The 19,710-nt window shown below is 38.4% G+C and carries 19 protein-coding genes; 9 read left to right on the top strand and 10 right to left on the bottom strand.

Annotated elements, in window-relative coordinates:
* Positions 1 to 43 precede the first annotated feature (43 nt).
* Positions 44 to 1,294 (bottom strand): inorganic phosphate transporter, encoded by a 1,251-nt coding sequence (locus A0J48_RS02500; protein WP_200320021.1) that lies wholly within the window; start codon positions 1,292 to 1,294, stop codon positions 44 to 46.
* A gap of 77 nt (positions 1,295 to 1,371) precedes the next feature.
* A complete protein-coding gene (locus A0J48_RS02495; RefSeq protein ID WP_200320019.1) occupies positions 1,372 to 2,418 on the bottom strand; it encodes a zinc-dependent dehydrogenase in 1,047 nt (348 codons plus the stop codon).
* Between the two features lie 265 nt (positions 2,419 to 2,683).
* Between A0J48_RS02495 and A0J48_RS02490 the strand changes: the two genes are divergently transcribed.
* The 4 genes from A0J48_RS02490 (at position 2,684) to A0J48_RS02475 (ending at position 8,952) form a co-directional block, all read left to right on the top strand.
* Positions 2,684 to 3,322: a transaldolase family protein gene (locus A0J48_RS02490; RefSeq protein ID WP_200320017.1), complete on the top strand. Its 639-nt coding sequence runs from the start codon at positions 2,684 to 2,686 to the stop codon at positions 3,320 to 3,322.
* Between the two features lie 1,044 nt (positions 3,323 to 4,366).
* Positions 4,367 to 7,009, top strand: coding sequence for an alanine--tRNA ligase (gene alaS / locus A0J48_RS02485; protein WP_200320015.1), 2,643 nt, complete (start codon positions 4,367 to 4,369; stop codon positions 7,007 to 7,009).
* A gap of 96 nt (positions 7,010 to 7,105) precedes the next feature.
* Positions 7,106 to 8,269: an AAA family ATPase gene (locus A0J48_RS02480; protein WP_200320013.1), complete on the top strand. Its 1,164-nt coding sequence runs from the start codon at positions 7,106 to 7,108 to the stop codon at positions 8,267 to 8,269.
* A gap of 2 nt (positions 8,270 to 8,271) precedes the next feature.
* Positions 8,272 to 8,952 carry a DUF3226 domain-containing protein gene (locus A0J48_RS02475; RefSeq protein ID WP_200320011.1) on the top strand — a complete coding sequence of 227 codons (681 nt, stop codon included), beginning with the start codon at positions 8,272 to 8,274 and terminating at the stop codon, positions 8,950 to 8,952.
* A gap of 142 nt (positions 8,953 to 9,094) precedes the next feature.
* Here A0J48_RS02475 and A0J48_RS02470 read toward each other — a convergent pair whose 3' ends face one another.
* Together A0J48_RS02470 and A0J48_RS02465 are read right to left on the bottom strand one after the other, a co-directional pair.
* Entirely contained in the window at positions 9,095 to 9,292 is a 198-nt protein-coding gene (locus A0J48_RS02470; RefSeq protein ID WP_200320009.1) for a DUF2281 domain-containing protein, read from the bottom strand.
* Positions 9,293 to 9,364: 72 nt separating this feature from the next.
* The gene (locus A0J48_RS02465; RefSeq protein WP_234300672.1) at positions 9,365 to 9,619 is read right to left on the bottom strand and encodes a type II toxin-antitoxin system HicB family antitoxin; all 255 of its coding nucleotides are present in this window, start codon (positions 9,617 to 9,619) and stop codon (positions 9,365 to 9,367) included.
* 68 nt (positions 9,620 to 9,687) lie between these two features.
* Between A0J48_RS02465 and A0J48_RS02460 the strand changes: the two genes are divergently transcribed.
* From A0J48_RS02460 to A0J48_RS02450, 3 genes are all read left to right on the top strand, one after another.
* Positions 9,688 to 10,272, top strand: a complete 585-nt coding sequence (locus A0J48_RS02460) for a Uma2 family endonuclease (RefSeq protein ID WP_200320007.1) — start codon at positions 9,688 to 9,690, stop codon at positions 10,270 to 10,272.
* An 80-nt stretch (positions 10,273 to 10,352) separates the two neighbouring features.
* Positions 10,353 to 10,613, top strand: a complete 261-nt coding sequence (locus tag A0J48_RS02455) for a hypothetical protein (RefSeq protein WP_200320005.1) — start codon at positions 10,353 to 10,355, stop codon at positions 10,611 to 10,613.
* A gap of 100 nt (positions 10,614 to 10,713) precedes the next feature.
* Positions 10,714 to 11,103 (top strand): VanZ family protein, encoded by a 390-nt coding sequence (locus A0J48_RS02450; RefSeq protein ID WP_200320003.1) that lies wholly within the window; start codon positions 10,714 to 10,716, stop codon positions 11,101 to 11,103.
* 27 nt (positions 11,104 to 11,130) lie between these two features.
* On the opposite strand, the gene A0J48_RS02445 is transcribed toward A0J48_RS02450, so the two are convergent.
* Both A0J48_RS02445 and ftsH read right to left on the bottom strand, forming a co-directional pair.
* Positions 11,131 to 11,517, bottom strand: a complete 387-nt coding sequence (locus A0J48_RS02445; protein ID WP_200320001.1) for a hypothetical protein — start codon at positions 11,515 to 11,517, stop codon at positions 11,131 to 11,133.
* Positions 11,518 to 11,797: 280 nt separating this feature from the next.
* Positions 11,798 to 13,693 carry an ATP-dependent zinc metalloprotease FtsH gene (gene ftsH, locus A0J48_RS02440; RefSeq protein ID WP_200319999.1) on the bottom strand — a complete coding sequence of 632 codons (1,896 nt, stop codon included), beginning with the start codon at positions 13,691 to 13,693 and terminating at the stop codon, positions 11,798 to 11,800.
* A gap of 379 nt (positions 13,694 to 14,072) precedes the next feature.
* Between ftsH and A0J48_RS02435 the strand changes: the two genes are divergently transcribed.
* Positions 14,073 to 14,618 carry an NADPH-dependent FMN reductase gene (locus A0J48_RS02435; RefSeq protein ID WP_200319997.1) on the top strand — a complete coding sequence of 182 codons (546 nt, stop codon included), beginning with the start codon at positions 14,073 to 14,075 and terminating at the stop codon, positions 14,616 to 14,618.
* 210 nt (positions 14,619 to 14,828) lie between these two features.
* On the opposite strand, the gene rdgB is transcribed toward A0J48_RS02435, so the two are convergent.
* From rdgB to purN, 3 genes are all read right to left on the bottom strand, one after another.
* Complete coding sequence (rdgB, locus tag A0J48_RS02430; RefSeq protein WP_200319996.1) at positions 14,829 to 15,401, bottom strand: RdgB/HAM1 family non-canonical purine NTP pyrophosphatase; 573 nt, start codon at positions 15,399 to 15,401, stop codon at positions 14,829 to 14,831.
* Positions 15,402 to 15,566: 165 nt separating this feature from the next.
* Entirely contained in the window at positions 15,567 to 17,009 is a 1,443-nt protein-coding gene (locus A0J48_RS02425) for a phosphoglucomutase/phosphomannomutase family protein (protein WP_200319994.1), read from the bottom strand.
* A gap of 169 nt (positions 17,010 to 17,178) precedes the next feature.
* Positions 17,179 to 17,826, bottom strand: a complete 648-nt coding sequence (gene purN / locus A0J48_RS02420) for a phosphoribosylglycinamide formyltransferase (RefSeq protein ID WP_200319992.1) — start codon at positions 17,824 to 17,826, stop codon at positions 17,179 to 17,181.
* Positions 17,827 to 17,862: 36 nt separating this feature from the next.
* Between purN and A0J48_RS02415 the strand changes: the two genes are divergently transcribed.
* Positions 17,863 to 18,750 (top strand): carbohydrate ABC transporter permease, encoded by an 888-nt coding sequence (locus A0J48_RS02415; protein ID WP_200319990.1) that lies wholly within the window; start codon positions 17,863 to 17,865, stop codon positions 18,748 to 18,750.
* A 144-nt stretch (positions 18,751 to 18,894) separates the two neighbouring features.
* On the opposite strand, the gene A0J48_RS02410 is transcribed toward A0J48_RS02415, so the two are convergent.
* Positions 18,895 to 19,674, bottom strand: a complete 780-nt coding sequence (locus tag A0J48_RS02410; RefSeq protein WP_200319988.1) for an ABC transporter permease — start codon at positions 19,672 to 19,674, stop codon at positions 18,895 to 18,897.
* Positions 19,675 to 19,710 lie beyond the last annotated feature (36 nt).

Genomic DNA, 19,710 nt, shown 5'->3' with positions numbered 1-19,710 from the left:
TGCATTCATGATGAGAATGGCTAGGTAAGAATCTCCATAAATTTCAGTTTAAATTTAATATCATCCGGATAATACTGAATATTGAGGCGCTGATTACAGCACTGATGGGGACTGTAATTACCCAGGCTGCGGCGATTCCCTTGAGTGTTTGAAATTTAATTGATTTGAGATTCTGCACCAGTCCAATGCCAACTACACCACCAACAAGAGCGTGAGAGGTGGATACAGGCAATCCTAACCGGGAGGCTATTAAAATTGTGGTGGCGGTAGCAAGTTCGGCACAGAATCCGCTACTAGGTTGTAAGGATATGATATTTTCCCCAATTGTGGCAATAACTTTTTTGCCCCATATTGCTAATCCGGCAACAATGCCAGCACCTCCAAGGATCATAATCCATAAAGGTATGGAGATTCCATGGTTGGGGACGCTACTTGTCTGATTGATATAGAAGATTACTGCTAGAGGTGCGATCGCATTACCCACATCATTTGAACCATGTGCAAAGGCGACGAAGCAAGCACTTAATAGTTGGAAACGACCGAATAATTGCTCTGTGGGATTTTGGACTGTAGCAAAATCTAATTTTCGCCAGCTATAAATTGTTAGTCCGATTGCTGCTGTTGCGCCTGTAAAAATGGGGATGTCGTGAGCAGGTATGTTTAAACCGAATTTCTCAAGCACAAGATTTGTCAGTGGTTGAGTTAAGGATGGGAGAACTATTACACCAAATATACTCAGTAAAATTGTGCTTAACCAGGGAATCCATTCTTGTAATTGTCGGTGAGGATTAGGTTGCAATAAAATCCAGTGTTGGATGAGGCTATAAAAAAAAGCAGCAATAACTGCGCTAATGATTGGTGTTAATATCCAACCAATAGTAATTAAACCAATGGATGACAAATCTATAGCGTTTAATCCTAATGTTACCCAAGTAAACCCGGTGATCGCACCGACAACGGCATGAGATGAAGAGACTGGTAAACCCCGTGCTGTGGCTATTTGCAGCCATACTCCCGATGATATCAGTACCGTTGCCATCCCTAAAGCTAGGATTTGGGGTGTAGCGATGAATAAGTCGGGGTTGGCGATTTTTGTTCCTAGTGTTTCTGTAACTCCATGCCCGAATAATACCGCACCTGTAAATTCTAAGACTCCTGCAATAATGATTGCTTGTTTGAGGGTAACAGCTTTTGAACCGACAGAGGTTCCCATTGCATTAGCAACATCATTGGCTCCCAGGTTAAATGCGACGTATAAGGCCAGTATAACGACTATAACGAGAGAAATAGACATCTGGTTTGGGATGATGGGGATATGGGCAGATGATAAATATATTACTCCCCCTGCTCCCCCTGCCACCCCTGCTTCCTCTAAGGATAAATCAAAATTTTGTAAGTATCTGGTGTGGGTGCGATCGCTTGGTTTACAGCTTGTGATAAATCTTGCAAGGGATAGCGATCGCTAATCAAGGCTTTAACATCAATGCGACGATTAAAGACAATATCCGCAGATAGATTTTGCAGACGGTAGGATGAGCTATAGCTACCCATTAAATCAATTTCTCGACGGTAGAGAAGATTCGGGTTGATGGGAATTTCCACTTCATCGGGGAACTCAGCGAAAAAGAGAATTTTTCCACCTTTGCGGGTACAGTCTAATGCTTGAAAAAACGCTTTATCACTGGGTACTGCTAACAAGGTTACATCAACACCCATTCCTCCAGTTAAAGCTTGAATTTTTGCAGGTAAATCAGCATCTCGCGCATCAAAAGCTGCTTCTGCACCCACTTCTAGAGCTTTTTCAATTCTAGAGGGTAAAAGGTCTGTGGCGATCGCCTTTGCTCCTAAATACTTCACCAACATGATAAACATTAAGCCAATTGGCCCAGCCCCGGTTACTAACACAGTTTGTCCTGGTGCAATCTGGGCTTTTTTCACCGCTTTTAAACAGCAGTTAGTGGGTTCTACGAAACTTGCTTCTTCAAAACTGATATCATCAGGTATGGGAATTAACCCACCATTCTGCACAATATGACCTGGTACTTTCACATACTCGGCAAACCCACCACCACTAGCATTAAAACCTGCGGTAGTAGAAATATTTTTATAAACATCGCACATGGAAAAATTATCATTTAAGCAATAGGCGCAACGCATACATGGTATGTGGTGCATCACCGCTACCCGTTGTCCTACTGTCCATCCCTTCACCTGTGAACCAACAGCCGCAATATTTCCAGCGGTTTCGTGTCCAAATATGCGTGGTGGTTCATACAGAGGATAGCGAATTTTTTTAATATCTGACTGACACAAACCCACAACTCTCACCTGTACTAGCACTTCATCTGCTTCTAGGTTAGGAACTGGGATTTCTTCGTAGGATAATTGATTTACGCCTCTAAATACTTGTGCTTTCACGTTGGTTTCTGATTACTCAACGTTACTAGATTTAACATTTTGTGGTTGAGGTTAGGTTAGGAATTTGGAAATTTAATATTAATCCGTAAGAATTTAGGAGTCAGGAGTCAGGAGTCAGAATATGTGTGTGTAGCAGTTAGCTACAGTTTCACTGTAAATTAAAAATCTAAAATCTAAAATCTAAAATCTAAAATCTAAAATCGAATGACCGCTTTATTGACAAAATAACTATGGTTTGTTTTTTTTATGCAAAAATAACGCAGTTATGGCACTTTATCTAGATTCAGCGATCGCATCGGAAGCCGAAATTGTTAAACGATGGGGTTGGGTAAAAGGTATCACCACTAATCCCACGCTGTTAGCACAAGCCAATACCCCACCAGAAACCACCCTGAAAACCCTGGTTTCCTTAACCTCTGGGCCAGTTTATTATCAACTTTTAGCCTCTGATAAAAAGAGCATGATAGCAGAAGGCATCAAAGCCTTTACAATTATCGGTTCTCAAACAATATTAAAAATCCCGGCTACACCCCTTGGTTTTGAAGTCGTGGCCACACTTTCAGCAGAAATTACCTGTTCTGTGACCGGTATTTACAGTCCCGCACAAGCTGTAGTAGCCAAGGAAGCAGGTGCAAAAGTCGCCATAGCTTACGTCAATCGTGCCACACGCTTGTTAGGTGATGGTATTGCTTTAGTGCGGGACATGGCCAGCGTTCTCAAAGGTACTGGTGTAGAAATCTTGGCAGCTAGTATCAAGTCACCAGAAGCAGCCGCCGCATCTATCCAAGCAGGTGCCGATCATCTCACCTTACCTTTAGCAATGTTGCAAGCTATGGCCACACATGAACTTTCCCATCAAACCGTTGCTGATTTTGCGGCTGGTGGTGTTGGGTTAAAGATTTGAATTTTATTCCCTATACCCCAGACTCTCAACCCTACACCCTGACATTTTAGGGACTTCCAACTCAAAAAATATTCCATCGTTTGGGTCAGCAGGGGAAGCAGGGGAAGCAGGGGAAGCAGGGGAGGAAGAATCATTGGTTCTCACTCATTGAATAATTTAATTTCTGGAAGTCCCTTAATGAAGGGTTAAACCCCTCATAGCTAAAGTATTGATGTTGCATGGTAAGCTAAGTTAAAAATCCCTTTTCAGCTTATAAATCAATTGTGTTAAAAGCCACTGTAATGCAGTCATAATGCGGATGATGGGTGTCACCCCTCATTGATTTCCTCACAGTCTCTTGCTCGTAAACCGGAAGTTTTACTGTTGCATTAACAGAAATTAATGTTGTTAAATGTTAGAAATGAACAATCAAAAAATTTCAGAAAAATGCCAATTTGGCAACCATACCCTGATGAGGCAAGTTAAATTAAATTAGACAAACGAAAGCAAGGCAGTTGTTAAAAGGTTAAACAAAATCACAATTGAATTTTGTTAAATATGTCGAAAAAATAAATACAATTAGCGTTTGCTGCAATAGGAATACTCACTGAGTAGAGGCGTTATCGTTAAACTGTAATTACCCCCCTAATTAACGATTAGCGTTATGTGTATATTCCTGAATCGCTTCAGCAGCAAATAGTAGAGTGGGAGTGAATGGCGCTTGGTAATGCCTCCTCCCACTCTCTTTTTTTGGGGTAATACCAATTAGATCATGTCCGGTGAAACACTTACGATATCTGTTGGGGCTATTAATAGGGAATAGGAAATAGGGAATAGAGAAAAGCAAATATGTCCAAAACTTTTATACAGATGCAGACAAATAACTATATTTGATTATATTTTTGTTATTCAAACACAATACCTTTGGTCTACTAAATGAACATTCCTCCACCCAAAGCACACATAGTTATACATATTTCGCATTTCGTGGCATAAGTTATAAATAGTAATGATGCTTTGTGCAGATTTTCCCAAATTAATTAAATTTTTTTTTCTTAAACACTCATGTCTTCCACTCCCCAGTATCTTAGCGGTAACGATATTCGCGCTTTATTCCTCGACTTCTACACCCAACGGGGACACCAACCGCTTCCCAGTGCTTCCCTTGTACCAGAAGATCCCACGGTGCTGCTAACTATAGCGGGGATGTTACCATTTAAACCCATATTCTTAGGACAGCGCACACCGGAATTTAAACGCGCTACCACTTCTCAAAAATGTATCCGTACCAATGATATCGAAAATGTGGGACGGACAAAACGCCACCATACATTTTTTGAGATGTTGGGTAATTTTAGCTTTGGTGATTATTTTAAAGAACAAGCGATCGCCTGGGGTTGGGAAATATCAACAGAAGTTTTTGGTTTACCTCCCGAACGTTTAGTAGTTAGTGTCTTTGAAGAAGACGACGAAGCATTTAACATCTGGAAAGATAAAATTGGCGTTCCAGAAAAACGCATCAAGCGCATGGGTGCAGATGATAATTTCTGGGTTTCTGGTCCCACAGGTCCTTGCGGTCCTTGTTCAGAAATTTATTATGATTTTCACCCAGAATTGGGAGATGATCATATTGATTTAGAAGATGATACCCGATTTATCGAGTTTTATAACTTGGTTTTCATGCAATATAATCGGGATGCAGAAGGAAATCTCACCCCATTACAAAATAAAAACATAGATACAGGAATGGGTTTAGAGAGAATGGCGCAAATTCTCCAAAAAGTTCCTAACAATTATGAAACAGATTTGATTTTCCCCATAGTAGAAACTGCGGCGAAAATTGCCAAAATTGACTATCATCAAAGTGATGAAAAAACAAAAGTTTCCCTAAAAGTAATTGGTGATCATGTCCGTTCCGTTGTACACATGATTGCTGATCAAATTCGTGCTTCTAATGTGGGTAGAGGTTACATTTTACGGCGTTTAATTCGTCGCGTTGTTAGACATGGAAGATTAATTGGAATTTCTGGGGAATTTATTAACCAAGTTGCAGAAACCGCAATTTCTCTTTCTGAAAATGTTTATCCAAATTTGCGACAAAGGGAAGCAGCTATTAAAGCAGAATTAGCCAGAGAAGAAGCTAATTTCTTAAAAACCTTAGATAGAGGTGAAAAGCTGTTAGCGGAAATTATCCAAGAGGTGAAACAAAAAGGTTTAACTTCAATTAGTGGTGAAAGTGCTTTTACTTTATATGATACCTACGGTTTCCCATTAGAATTAACCCAAGAAATCGCCGAAGAACAGAATTTAACTGTTGATGTTGATGGTTTCAATGCAGAAATGCAAAAACAGGTAGAACGTGCAAAAGCTGCACACGAAACTATTGATTTAACTGTACAAGGTTCTTTAGATAAACTAGCAGAACATATCCATTCTACCGAATTTTTAGGATATACCCAAAACCAAGCAACTGCAAAAGTTGAAGTATTGTTAGTTAATGGTATTTCCCAAGAAGAAGCGGAAGCAGGAACAGAAGTACAAATTGTTTTAGATAAAACCCCATTTTATGCGGAATCAGGTGGACAAATCGGAGATAAAGGTTATATTTCCGGTGATGGGGTTTTAATTAGAATTGAAGATGTGAAAAAAGAATCTGATTTCTTTATTCACTTTGGTAAAATAGAACGTGGTACAATTAGAGTTGGTGATCAAATTACCGCCCAAATTGACACCGCTTGTCGTCGTCGCGCTCAAGCTAACCACACAGCAACTCACTTATTACAAGCAGCATTAAAGAAAGTTGTTGATGAAAGCATTTCCCAAGCAGGATCATTAGTTTCTTTTGATAGCTTACGGTTTGATTTTAACTGTCCTCGCGCTTTAACTGCGGATGAAGTTCAGCAAGTTGAAGAATTAGTAAATACTTGGATTTCTGAAGCGCATTCTGCCAAAATTGAAGTATTACCTTTAGCAGAAGCAAAAGCTAGAGGTGCAGTTGCAATGTTTGGTGAAAAATACGGTGATGAAGTGCGAGTAATTGATTTCCCTGGTGTTTCAATGGAATTATGCGGGGGAACTCATGTTAAAAATACTGCGGAAATTGGCGTTTTCAAAATCATCTCTGAAGCGGGAGTTTCTTCAGGAGTGAGAAGAATAGAAGCGGTGTCTGGTGCATCGGTTTTAGATTATTTAAATGTGCGAGATCAAGTAACAAAAGATTTGTGTTTCCGTTTTAAAATCAAACCCGAAGAAATACCCGACAGAATCACAACTTTACAAACCGAACTCCGCAACAGTGAAAAAACAATTCAAACCCTAAAATCACAACTTGCAATAGTTAAATCTGACAGTTTATTACAAACTGCGGAAACTGTAGGAGAACATAAAATTATTGTTTCTCAACTGGAAGATGTTGACGCAGAATCATTAAAAGATGCTGCTGAGAGATTACTGCAAAAAATTGGTAATGGTGCTGTGGTTTTAGGTTCTATTCCTGAAGAGGGGAAAGTAAGTATCGTTGCTGCTTTTAGTTCGGAAGTGAATAAAAAAGGAATCCAAGCAGGAAAATTTGTAGGTGCTGTAGCGAAAATTTGTGGTGGTGGTGGTGGTGGAAAACCCAATCTCGCGCAAGCTGGGGGAAGGGATGCAAGTAAGTTACCGCAAGCTTTGGAAAGTGCGAAGAATGATTTATTAGCAGGGTTGAAATAGGATTTAGATCCCCGATTTTTTTAAAAGAAGTCGGGGATTTGAATGTTATAATAAACCTACTCTCATTATTTCTCTGTTGTCTTCATCTTAAAAATTATGTTGAAAAGTGTAAAAATAGAGAATTTTCGAGGTTTCAAATCTTTTGAACTTCAACAATTAGGCAGAATTAACTTACTGGTTGGTAAAAATAATAGCGGTAAAACTTCAATTTTAGAAGCTATTCAGCTTTTATGTTCACGAACTAATCTTGAATCACTCGGTGAAATAATGATTAACCGGGGTGAGTATTTTTGGAGTGATGATCCAAGAGAAGAGCGTGAACTAGATATTTGTCATTTATTTTATGATCATCAATTTGATATAGATAGTCAATTTTCTATTTCAGGAATTAACGACGATGTTAAAGAAGAGTTCTCTGTCAATATAGGAAGCATAAAGTTACATATTGATGCTGATTTAGAAGAATTGGAAGAGTTGGATGAAGAAAAAAAAAGAGAACTTATTGAAGAGTTATCAAGTAATTTCAAAAGCCTAAACTTCCGAGTAATTTGGAAGAGAGAAGATGAAGCTAAAGAAATTGTAAATATGCCTCTGTTAGATAATAATTGCTTATCCTTGAGACTGATTAAACGTTCTAGCCGAGACAAAAAGAATCAATTGAATAAGACAATATTTGTCAATGCTTCTTCTTTAAATACCACAAATATGAAAGAATTATTTGAGGAAGTTGTATTAACTCCTGAAGAAGAACTAACAACAGAAGCTCTGAGAATTATTGATCCAAAAATTGAACGTATTGCTACAGCAAATGTCCAAAAAACTAATAAAATAGCGAGATTACGTTCTGCGGTTGCTGACTCACATACTGGTTTTTTTGTCCGTCTTAGTGATAAAAAACAGCGTGTACCTATTGGCAGTATGGGAGATGGTATTTGGCGAATATTAGGACTTGCACTAGCTATAGTATCAGCTAAAGATGGTTATTTATTTGTAGATGAAATAGATACTGGACTTCATTTTACTACAATGTCCGGTATGTGGAAAATGATTTGGGATACAGCTAAAAGACTAAATGTACAAGTTTTTGCAACTACACATAGTAATGACTGTTGGCAGAGTTTAGCTGACATTGCAGAAACAGAGAATGTAACAGATGATGGTATTAGGATTCACAGAATTGAGAAAGAGCAAAAAAACAGTATTATCTTTGATGAATCTGAAATCGTTATTGCTGTTGAAGAAAAGATTGAGGTGCGGTAGTAATGGCAAATAATGATAAATCTAAAGTTGTGATTGTTAATAAACGACTAATTGTTGAAGGTGAACAAGATAAAAGAGTTATTCCAGAACTCATGGAAGCTAATGGAGTTAATTGGCAAAAAGGTAAAGAACCTGTTTACATAGAAGCTTATGGGAGTGATGAATTTATTGATAATAAAAAAATATCTACAAGATTGAAAGCAAGCTGGTTAACTCATTTAGGTTTAATAATAGATGCAGATCAAAATCCTGAAGATCGCTGGCAAAGTATTAGAAATGCTTGTTTAAAGGTAGAAGCAATACAAAAAAATATAGATGATTTGCCTGAAGAAATGCCAGAATCAGGAATCATTCTTAATATGATTAATAATCAAAAATTCGGTATTTGGATGATGCCAGATAATCAAAATAGAGGTATGTTAGAAACATTTTTAGCTTACATGATTAAAGATGAAAGTGAACCTCTTTGGCTCTATGCACAGGAGGTAGTTATAGAAGCAAAGATTAAAGGTGCAGAATTTATAGATGAACATATTGATAAAGCCTATATTTATTCCTGGTTAGCTTGGCAGAAACCCCCAGGAAGACAATTACATAATGCTATTCAGGAGAAAATTCTAGATCCTAAACATCCCAAAGCACAAGTATTTGTTAAATGGTTTAAAGATTTGTATGATTTGTAATATCAAAACCACAATATACAGCACTTTGCACGTCTATCTGGTACAGTTCATATCCTATTTTCTAGCTTGATGTAATAATTCTGTCTTATGTTTTTGTACCTAAACGTTACGCAAAGTGCTGTAAAAATATTGACATCACCTTTTATAAATTCTGCCATGCTGCATCTTCCTCTGGTTTTAACCAATCTTTTGCCAGCGAAGATTCACTCATGATCGTAATTTCTAATATCTCTTTTTGTTGCTGTTTAGTTTTTAAAAACTGCACAAAATCTAAAACCTCTTTTAACACTGGTTCAGGTAGTCTTTCTAACTCCTGCGTAATTTGTTCTTTAATTGTCATTGGATTTTTACCTTTTCCTGACTGTCAATAAATATCATATCAAATTCAGCAGTAAGTATAAAGTAATTAGATTTATATATTCACTGCGACTTTACCAACTTCTGTAGAAGGTTTGGGTATAGGTTTTCCATCTTCTTTTAACACTTCCAAATACAATTCTATAGCTTCTTTAATATTTTCCTTTACTTCTGCTAAAGTATCCCCAATGCTGACACAACCGGGTAAGTCAGTAACATACGCACCCCAGTTTTTCTCACCACTTTCGTAAATAACTGCATATTCAATCAGTTGATTTTTAATTTTATCCATCCGTTCATCATTACTCATATTTTATTTTTGTGAATACATAGCAAATACCGCATTATAATTATAACAGAGTTAAAAGATTAAAAATTATGACTCTTGCACAAGAAACACGCTACTATTCACCTGAAGAATACCTAGAATTAGAGGTAAACTCAGAAATACGTCATGAATATATCAATGGATTAATTATACCAATGACAGGCGGAACACCAAATCATAACCAACTTGCGCTTAATTTTAGCGGTACACTCAATTATCTTCTCAAACGTCAACCCTATCAAGTCTTTGTCACAGACCAACGGCTTTGGATTCCTGACAAAAAAATCCACACCTATCCTGATATTATGGTTGTGAAAAATCCCTTAATTTACGAAGAAGGAAGAAAAGACACCTTAGTAAATCCTGTAATGATTGCAGAAGTTTTATCCAAATCTACCAGCAGCAAAGATAGAGATGAAAAATTTGCAGCTTATCGCACAATTCCCACATTACAAGAATATATTTTAATTGATCAATATACAATGCACGTTGAACAATATTTCAGAACTGATAATAACAAATGGATATTTTGTGAATTCACAGATGGAGAAGAAAGCTTAAATTTAGCTTCGATTCCCTGCCAAATATTACTAGCAGACATTTATGATAAAGTAGATTTTAACACAGAAGAATAAAAAACCTTAAACTAAATCTTCCTCCTTGCGTCTTTGCGTGAGACTATAATAATTCTAACTACCAAAGGAGTAACTAAAAAATGGGACGCATTAACCCCTACACCCTACAAATGCAAATTACCCAAATGTTTGCCCAAGGACAATCATTTTTTGCATTAACAAAAGTTCAAGATTGGTTAAGAGAGCATAATCAAAACCCTTTAGATTATGATATTATCTTCCATCAAAAACCTGCACCTCCTGGTTCAAAAGAAGTGATAGCAATAGAAATTGAACTCAAACGTAAAGACGGAAAACCTGTGGATCCTTGGTTACAAGAACAAGCCAATTTACACGCTTAATTGATGGCTAGATAAAAATTCCCAATCTAAAACTTACCAAATTGCGGAATACAGATTGATGTTCCTGTAGATAGCAAAAACACCATTCAAAATCATTCAAATGACAACTCATCAACGTTGGGTTTTTGCTTTTTGGATTTATTTGGGAATTTTACTTTCTATCTTTATCTCAGCCTACCTGAGAATCATGCCCACAGAATTAGCAATATTTGCCCACTACGATACAATTATGCATTTCTTTTTGCTAGGAATTGCAGCTTTTTTCAGTCATCAAGCATTAAAAAAACGTAAGTTTAAAATATTCAATATTACTCTACCTCTTGCACCATTAATAGTCATCTTTTTTTGTGTTATTGACGAGATAATACAATCTTTTGTCCCTTATCGCAGTGCTGATATTATAGATTTTACTGCTGATGTTTTGGGTATTATTGTATTTACTTGGGTAGCAGAAAAAATACCTGATGAAAGGGTACAGGGGAAAAATTAAAAATTTAATTCTTGCTTCTGTCACCTGTCACCTGTCATCTCCTTCCCCATCTCTGCGTCCTAGTTCATAAATACCTGCACCCATACAGGCGAGTATACCAGTGCTGATGCCCCAGCTATCACCTAAACTGATTTTCAGAAACCAGTTAAATACAGCACCAACTACTACAAAAGGAACAATGCTAAAAAGTGAGGCATAAAAAGCATTTTGTGATTCTCTGGCTTTGCGTGTCTTTTCAAATTCTGATTGACTAGTATACAGCGATCGCTCGGCAAAATTAAACCACCGATTCAGTTGTTCTGTCACCCATTCACCAACCGGGGAAAACGCCAGATATAGCGCCAAAGACCACAAACACGCTCCTGCAATGGCAATTTTATCTATCTCAAAGTGAAAAGGGAATATATCAAGCATGGCATCGGGTAATTCTGCAATGTTTAATTTTAGCTTTTATTCGCTGCTAAATCGGAAATGGGGAATACAAAAACTCTTGCCTGATGATAGCGCAACGTGGTCTTTGGGAATACTTACGATATCTGTTGGGGCTATTAATAGGGAATAGAGAAAAGCAAATATGTCCAACACTTTTATATCGTAAGTAATTAGCCGAACTTGATATCATAGATAGAAATGCACCCAAGTAGCTAAAAGTCAATAGTCTATCACATTAGACCATTGACTTTGAAAGACTTAACTAATGCGGTACAGCTAACTTTTGATCTTTCACCTGAATTTGCGTATTTTCCTCAACTATCTTGCGGAATAAATCACCATCAATTGTTTCCTGTTCTGCTAACAAATCAACTAAACGCTCCATTACCATGCGATTTTCTTGCAGTAGTTCTTTGACTTTGATGTAACAATTGCTAACAATATCTCTGACTTGAACATCAATTTTAGCAGCAATTTCTTCAGAATATTCTGATTTATTCCCCCAGTCTCTTCCCAAAAAGACTTCATGATTTGGACTTTCTAGAGACAATGGCCCTAGATCAGACATTCCAAACCGCGTTACCATTTGTCGTGCCATATTTGTGACTTGTTGCAAGTCATTTCCTGCACCTGTGGTCACTTCAGCTTTACCAAAGACAATTTCTTCAGCCGCCCGACCACCTAAAGCCGCCATAATCCGCGCTAAAATTTGGGAACGAGAAATTAAACCTTGTTCTTCATTAGGAGTAAACCAGGTTAAACCTAATGCTTGACCTCTGGGAATCAGGGTAACTTTTTGTACTGGGTCATGGTCTTTAATTAAAGTACCCACTAAAGCGTGTCCCACTTCATGGTAAGCAATTAAACGTTTGTTTTTGCTGTCTACCAAAGCCGCACCTTCCATCCCTGCAACTACCCGGTCTACTGCATCATCAATTTCTAGGATGGTAATAGCTTCTTTGCGTCTTCTGGCTGTAAGAATAGCTGCTTCATTGAGCAAGTTAGCTAAGTCTGCACCTGTAAAACCAGGAGTCCGACGAGCGATCGCATCTAAGGACACACTCTTGTCTAATTTCTTATTCCGCGCATGAACTTGTAATATTTCCAACCGTCCTTTTAAGTCTGGTGCATCGACAATTACTTGTCTATCAAAACGGCCTGGACGTAAAAGTGCAGAGTCTAAGACATCAGGACGGTTGGTAGCAGCAATAATAATGATGCCTGTGTTACCTTCAAAACCATCCATTTCTGTTAATAGTTGGTTTAAGGTTTGCTCTCTTTCATCATTACCACCACCAATACCTGCACCCCGTTGTCTACCAACCGCATCAATTTCATCAATAAAGATGATACAAGGTGCGTTATCTTTAGCTTTCTTGAACAAGTCGCGGACACGGGAAGCACCCACACCCACAAACATTTCTACAAATTCTGAACCGGAAATACTAAAGAATGGTACAGCTGCTTCTCCAGCGATCGCTTTTGCGAGTAAAGTTTTACCTGTTCCTGGAGGGCCAACTAACAAAACACCTTTGGGAATTTTTGCACCTACAGCAGTAAATTTCTCTGGCTGTTTCAAGAAGGTAACAACTTCCTGTAATTCTTCTTTTGCTTCTTCAATCCCAGCTACATCATCAAATTTTACTCCGGTTTTCGCTTCCATTTGAAAGCGAGCGCGGGATTTACCAAAATTCATTGCTTGGTTAGAAGCATTGGTAGAACGACGGAGGAATAACAGCATTAAAGCTACTAGTGGTAAAATCCACATCAAATTAATTAATAGCCCCACAGCAGCCCTACTGTTAGCAGAGGAAACCTGGCCGAACTCTACATTTTTTTCTTTGAGTTTGTTAATTAATTCGGTGTTTTGTTCTAGAAGTCGTACTGGTATCGGTGGTGCATCTGGTTTTTGATCCACCAGATAAACCTTAGCTATTTGTTCAGCTTCATCAAGTTCTACTTTTCTCACTTCTCCTTGCTCCGTTTTTTGGAGCAATTCCCCGTAAGATAAAGAGTTACGCTCTGCTTTTTGCGCCAAAACGGGACTACCCCCAAAAATTCCTGGCAACATAATCATAGTAGCTGCTAATGCCCCAGTCCAAGCTACACGCTTTGTCGGGTGCTGTTTTCTCAATGCCTTGTTACCAACATTTGTCATAAAATTTACCCTTTTTCTTTTGGCATAAGCGGATTTTTGGTTTTATGCCTATTCTTCTAGCAGAAATAGCAATAACTGGAAATTGCAGTTTTCTTATCTAGTCTAGCTTCGAGATATGAAGAATTGGTGATTTGATGAGCAGGAGTATGGCTATAGCTTGCGTGACGACGTAGGAGTCATACGCCACGCTTCGCTATCAGGAGTTACAGGAGGAAGAATTAATTTTTCTCCCCATCTCCCCACACCCTACACCCTACACCCCACACCCTCTTCTTATTCCCCCCAATGGAATTTGACATAAAACAAAAGTCATCGTTACAATAATCATAGTCGTAATGACTCCGCTTTTTAACAATTCATTCTAATTTTGAGGGGAACTATGGTAAAGATTGTTGGTATTGGTGGTAGTTTAAGACCTGGCTCTTATACCCAGTTAGGCTTACAGGTAGCAGCACAGAGAGTAGCAGCTTTAGGTGCGGAAGTAGAAATTCTGGATTTGCGAGAAATGCAACTACCTTTCTGCACTGGTGCTAAAGAGTATCCAGAATATCCAGATGTGCAACGGTTACGGGATACTGTCAGCAATGCTGATGGCTTGATTTTGGCTACCCCAGAATATCATGGCAGCGTTAGTGGTGTAATCAAAAATACCTTAGATTTAATGAGCTTTGACCAATTATCTGGAAAAGTGACAGGATTAATTAGTATTTTAGGTGGTCAATCCAACAGTAACGCCCTCAACGATTTAAGAATCATTATGAGATGGGTGCATGGCTGGGTAATTCCCGAACAGATTTCCATAGGACAAGCTTACAGTGCTTTCAGTCCCGAAGGTAAGTTGCTGGATGAAAAGTTATCTCAACGGTTTGATCAGTTTGCTCAAAGTTTAGTTGACAATACCAGAAAACTACGCGGAGTCAATTAGGCAGCGGGGACAATTGATAATTGATAATTGACAATTGACAATTGATAATTGGTTAATTTGGTTTAAAACCTCTCTTTTTAAAGAGAAAGATTCAGAAAAACTTTTCCTTACTTTCAATCCTCTATCCTTTAGGGAGAGGTAATTTTTCATTGACCATTGTTCATTGTCAGTTGTTAATGCCCTGTTCCCTATTTCCTGACCACTGAATGCTTATATCTTCACCAACTGCGGAACTAAATTTTTCAAAGCATTACCGCGATGACTAATTGACTTTTTCAATTCCGGGGACATTTCGGCAAAGGTCAACTGTTTTTCTGGGACGTAAAAAATGGGATCATAACCAAAACCGCCTTCACCACGGACTTCGTAGAGAATTTCACCACCACAAACACCCTCAGATTGCAAAACAATTTCTCCTTGGGGATTGGCAACAGCTACTGCACAGATAAACTGTGCCTGACGATTTTTTGTATCGCCTAATTCTCGTAATAACCGAGAAATGCGTTCTGCATCTGTTTTACCATAACGGGCAGAATATACACCGGGCGCACCATTGAGGGCATCGACCGCTAGACCAGAATCATCTGCGATCGCCCAATTTCCTGTAGCTTTGGCAACTTCGGATGCTTTTAAACAAGCATTGGCTACAAAGGTTTCTCCTGTTTCGTCAACATCTAAATCTTCAGGTTTAAGGGTTAATTCCCAACCAGAATCAGCTAAATAAGCTTGCATTTCCCGCAATTTACCGGGATTTCCTGTAGCTACTACGAGTAATTTAGTCATGAGAATTAGGTGACAGGTGACAGGTGACAGGTGACAGTAAGAAGGGAATAGGGAACACTTCGACAAGCTCAGTGCATCGCAGGGAACAGGGAACAGGGAATAGGGAATAGGGAATAGGGAATATAATAAATTTCTCCCCACACCCCACACCCTACACCCCACACCCTAATTTGATTCTGCCCAAGTTTTTGCCCAATTTAGGGTTTGATGAACTTGTTCTATTGTGGGTGCTTCGCAGTAAAGGCGTAAAACTGGTTCAGTGCCACTAAAACGAATCATTAACCAACTTTGATCAGCGAGACGGAATTTATAGCCGTCAATTGTGTTGCAATCAATTACCTTTTTTCCGGCAATTTCTGTTAAAGGTTGGGTTTGTAGTTGTTGCAATAACTTTCCTCTCACTTCCATACTAGCTAAAGGTAAATCTATGCGGTCGTAAGCTGAGGAAAAATTGGTTTTTTGTTGCAATTGTTGATAATATTCACCTAAATCTAAGCCTGATTCTACAACTGCTTCTAATACATACAATGCAGATAGTAGAGCATCTCGTTCGGGAATGTGACTACCATAACCAATCCCACCAGATTCTTCACCACCTAGTAATACTTCTGTGACTAACATTCTATCGGCAATGTATTTATAACCGACTGCGGTTTCAAATACAGACAAGTTTAATAATTCGGCAACGCGAGGAATTAAATCAGAACCGCTAACTGTTTTAACGATTTCACCGGTGAAGTTACGTCTACGAGTAAGGTGGTCAATTAAGATCGGGATTAATATCTGAGAACTGAGGAAATTAGCATCTTTATCTACTGCGGCAATGCGATCGCAATCTCCATCAAATACTAAACCTACTGTCAAACCTGAGTTATTTCTTTCCCCGTGAATTTTGATTTCTGCAAATAGTCGGGAAAGGTATTTTGGTAAAGGTTCGGGCGCACCACCTTCAAATAAAGGATCACGGTTGCTGTTGATTTCTTTAACTTTTTCGCCCAATAATCTACCCAAACCACTAGCAGCGGCACCGTGCATTACATCTGCAAATAATGTTAATTTGCCTGATGATATGGCTTGGCGAATTTTTTCAATATCAACTTTCCCTTCTAAGGCTTGACAATAACTCGGCCAGGGGTCAAATTTCTCTTCTTTCCCAGGAGTAGCGGCGGTTGGTACTTCCTCTGTTAATAGACTTTCTATTTCCTTAGTAACTTCTGGTGGTACAGAACCGCCAAAAGCACTCTTGACTTTTAATCCTAAATATGATCCAGGATTATGACTAGCTGTAATTACTAGCGCCCCTAAAGCATTGAGGTCTTTCGCTGCCCAACTAAAAGCCGGGGTTGGGGCATAGGTTTCGCTAAACAGCACATCAAAACCAACGGCAGTGACAGCATCAGCGACAACACGGGCAAATTCTTCCGCCATAAAACGGCGATCGTAACCGACAATAATGGTACGGCTACCAACTGTAGAATAATAGGTATTATATAATACTTTAGCTGCTACTGGGGCGACTAGGGCTAGGCGTTCAAAGGTAAACTCATCAGCGATCACGCCCCGCCAACCATCAGTACCAAACTTTATCGGGTTAGTTAAAACAGGCATGGATGTATCCTAAAAATTTCTAACTGAGGATTGTAACATTTATACAGAGTTAGGGAACAGGGAACAGAAGGCAAGAGGCAACACTTCGACTTCGCTCAGTGACCAGAGGCAAGTTAATATTCTCCCCCTGCTTCCCCTGCCTCCCCTGCCTCCCCTGCTTTCTTCACTGTCACCTAGCCGCTAGGAAAGCTATCGCTAATGGTAAAATTCGGTGTTCCTGAATTTGGATTCTTGCGTGTAGTGTTTCGGCTGTATCATTTGGCAATACTGGTACTGCGGCTTGCATCAAGATCGGTCCACTGTCCATTTCTAAACGCAGGAGATGTACAGTACAACCAGTGATTTTTACTCCTGCTTCTAAAGCCTGTTCCACAGCCCGAACTCCTTTAAAACTGGGCAATAAGCTGGGATGGATATTAATAATTTTGTCAGGAAAAGCATCAATTAATTCTTGTGTAACTAGGCGCATCCAACCAGCCATAATCACCAAATCTACATCATATTGACGCAAGGTTTTCACAATTTCTCTATCCAAATCTTCACGGGTTTTATAGTCACGGTGATTTAATAATACAGCTTTCACACCGCGATTTACTGCCCTTTCTGCTGCTTTAGCTGAAGGGTTATTGTAAATTAAAACTTGAATTTGGGCGTTTAGTTTTCCTGCTTGGATGGCTTGGACAACTACTTCAAAATTGCTGCCATTTCCAGAAGCCATCACTCCTAGTTTCAATGGCTTACTTGATTGTAAATTTTGGCTAGAAATATCGGGTGAAATGAGGCTAGGTGTTGCGTCAATCGGGTAATATTGATTCATAAAATTATGAATATTGTCTGAGTTACTAAGATTATCATGAAAACACGCCGCTTTCCTGCCATGCAATTGTTAGATAATGATACGGTTGCTGCCTGGATTTTTCTCACACCCGCACTAATTTTGTTAGGCTTGTTTATAATTTGGCCAATTGCCTATTTATTTTATCTAAGTTTCACTGCTGGTAGTTTTACATCAACTGGGATTTATTTAGTAGGCTTCAAAAACTATTGGCGGTTGTTATTGAATTCTGATTTTTGGCAAGTTATTTTTAACACGGTTTATTTTACCCTTGGTAGTCTTATTCCCAGTTTGGTAATTCCCTTGGGATTAGCAGTTTTATTAAATCGTTCTTTGGCTTTACGGGGAATTTTGAGAAGTGCTTATTTTCTACCTTCTATTATCTCACTTGTTGCTGCTGGTTTAGGATTTCGGTGGCTGTTTCAAAATACCGGGCCTGTAAATGGGCTGTTGGATTTTTTTGGTTTTGCACCAATCTCTTGGCTAGGCGATACTTTTTGGGCAATGCCAGTAATCATTTTATTTAATATTTGGAAGCAAATCGGCTTTAATATGGTGGTTTTTTTGGCTGGTTTGCAAGTGATACCTTTAACTCTATATGAAGCAGCAGAACTTGATGGGGCAAATAGTTGGCAACAATTTTGGCATATTACCTTACCAGGATTAAGACCTACTTTAATCTTTACCTCAGTAACTACTGCTATTTTTACATTACGAAGTTTTGAACCTGTTTATGTAATTACAGGTGGTGGTCCTTTAAATTCTACGAATTTACTTGTTTATTACATTTATCAAGAAGCTTTTGGTCAATTTGATTTTGGTTATGCAGCAGCAGTAGCAACTGTGTTGTTAGCGGTGACTTTGGTATTAGTTTATTTCCAGTTAAGAACTTGGGGAGAAGAGTAATAATTGATAATTGATAATTGATAATTGACAATTGTTTAATTCAAGGGTTAAAGTCTCTCTTTTCCAATACTCTCACTTCTACAAAGAGATAATTGTTAATTTTCAATTGTCAATTGTTGAATACTTTTCCCTGTTCCCTATTTATTAAAACTCTCTTCTTAAAAAGATAAAAATAGCTATTGCTAACAGCATGAAACTGTACAGTAAGCCATAAGTTGCGTTACCTATTAATGTAACGGTATCTGGTATTGCTTGCAGTCCATAAACGGCATCATTTTTTAAATCTAGGCGAGATAAATTGGGAAGTATTAGATATAAACCTTGGGTGATACGTTCTACACCAGGGTTTTGACTAAGACGGCCAAGTGCGACTAAATCTTGTGTAATATTTCCCATTAAATAAACTGCAAATGTTAAAGCCGTAGCTATGAGGGAACTAGTGAAAACTCCTAATGTAATTGCTACAGCCGTAATTAAGGTTAATTGTAAAAATAAAAACAGAACGGCAATAAGAATGCTATTTCTGGGATAGGACATTTTGCTAAATTGCAAGAAGACCATCAAAATCACTGTCATAGCAGCTATGATGACAGCTAGTACACTGGATAATCCTAAGTATTTACTAGTGATAAATTCACTACGGCTGATAGGTTTAGCGATTAACATGAGAATGGTACGTTTTTCAATTTCTTTGTTAACTAGTCCTGTACCGATAAATACGACAATAATTAAGCCGATAATATTCATTGCGGCTAAACCAAAGTCTAAAAATATTTTGTCTTGGGTTGTAGCGGCAAATTCAAAAATCGCACGGTTAGCAACTGCGAGGATAATTGCATAAAAACCGATGATGTACAGGATGCGATCGCGTATCACTTCCTGAAACACATTTTTGGACATTACAAAAGTTCTGCTTATATTCATGATTCTCTTGTCATTGGTCAGTGGTCAATTATTTTC

Source organism: Sphaerospermopsis aphanizomenoides BCCUSP55 (assembly GCF_001586785.1).
Classification (GTDB): domain Bacteria; phylum Cyanobacteriota; class Cyanobacteriia; order Cyanobacteriales; family Nostocaceae; genus Sphaerospermopsis_A; species Sphaerospermopsis_A aphanizomenoides_A.
Note: the sequence above shows the minus strand (reverse complement) of the source record. Positions and strands in the feature narration are given on the sequence as shown.

Excerpts from the sequence above, each read along its gene's own strand:
- A0J48_RS02480 (WP_200320013.1), top strand. The coding sequence starts at position 7,106 with ATGTTGAAAAGTGTAAAAATAGAGAATTTTCGAGGTTTCAAATCTTTT.
- A0J48_RS02455 (WP_200320005.1), top strand. The coding sequence starts at position 10,353 with ATGGGACGCATTAACCCCTACACCCTACAAATGCAAATTACCCAAATG.
- A0J48_RS02490 (WP_200320017.1), top strand. The coding sequence starts at position 2,684 with ATGGCACTTTATCTAGATTCAGCGATCGCATCGGAAGCCGAAATTGTT.
- ftsH (WP_200319999.1), bottom strand. The coding sequence starts at position 13,693 with ATGACAAATGTTGGTAACAAGGCATTGAGAAAACAGCACCCGACAAAG.
- A0J48_RS02500 (WP_200320021.1), bottom strand. The coding sequence starts at position 1,294 with ATGTCTATTTCTCTCGTTATAGTCGTTATACTGGCCTTATACGTCGCA.
- A0J48_RS02425 (WP_200319994.1), bottom strand. The coding sequence starts at position 17,009 with ATGCCTGTTTTAACTAACCCGATAAAGTTTGGTACTGATGGTTGGCGG.
- A0J48_RS02470 (WP_200320009.1), bottom strand. The coding sequence starts at position 9,292 with ATGACAATTAAAGAACAAATTACGCAGGAGTTAGAAAGACTACCTGAA.
- A0J48_RS02460 (WP_200320007.1), top strand. The coding sequence starts at position 9,688 with ATGACTCTTGCACAAGAAACACGCTACTATTCACCTGAAGAATACCTA.
- A0J48_RS02415 (WP_200319990.1), top strand. The coding sequence starts at position 17,863 with ATGAAAACACGCCGCTTTCCTGCCATGCAATTGTTAGATAATGATACG.
- alaS (WP_200320015.1), top strand. The coding sequence starts at position 4,367 with ATGTCTTCCACTCCCCAGTATCTTAGCGGTAACGATATTCGCGCTTTA.
- A0J48_RS02435 (WP_200319997.1), top strand. The coding sequence starts at position 14,073 with ATGGTAAAGATTGTTGGTATTGGTGGTAGTTTAAGACCTGGCTCTTAT.
- A0J48_RS02410 (WP_200319988.1), bottom strand. The coding sequence starts at position 19,674 with ATGAATATAAGCAGAACTTTTGTAATGTCCAAAAATGTGTTTCAGGAA.
- A0J48_RS02445 (WP_200320001.1), bottom strand. The coding sequence starts at position 11,517 with ATGCTTGATATATTCCCTTTTCACTTTGAGATAGATAAAATTGCCATT.
- A0J48_RS02475 (WP_200320011.1), top strand. The coding sequence starts at position 8,272 with ATGGCAAATAATGATAAATCTAAAGTTGTGATTGTTAATAAACGACTA.
- A0J48_RS02465 (WP_234300672.1), bottom strand. The coding sequence starts at position 9,619 with ATGAGTAATGATGAACGGATGGATAAAATTAAAAATCAACTGATTGAA.
- rdgB (WP_200319996.1), bottom strand. The coding sequence starts at position 15,401 with ATGACTAAATTACTCGTAGTAGCTACAGGAAATCCCGGTAAATTGCGG.
- purN (WP_200319992.1), bottom strand. The coding sequence starts at position 17,826 with ATGAATCAATATTACCCGATTGACGCAACACCTAGCCTCATTTCACCC.
- A0J48_RS02450 (WP_200320003.1), top strand. The coding sequence starts at position 10,714 with ATGACAACTCATCAACGTTGGGTTTTTGCTTTTTGGATTTATTTGGGA.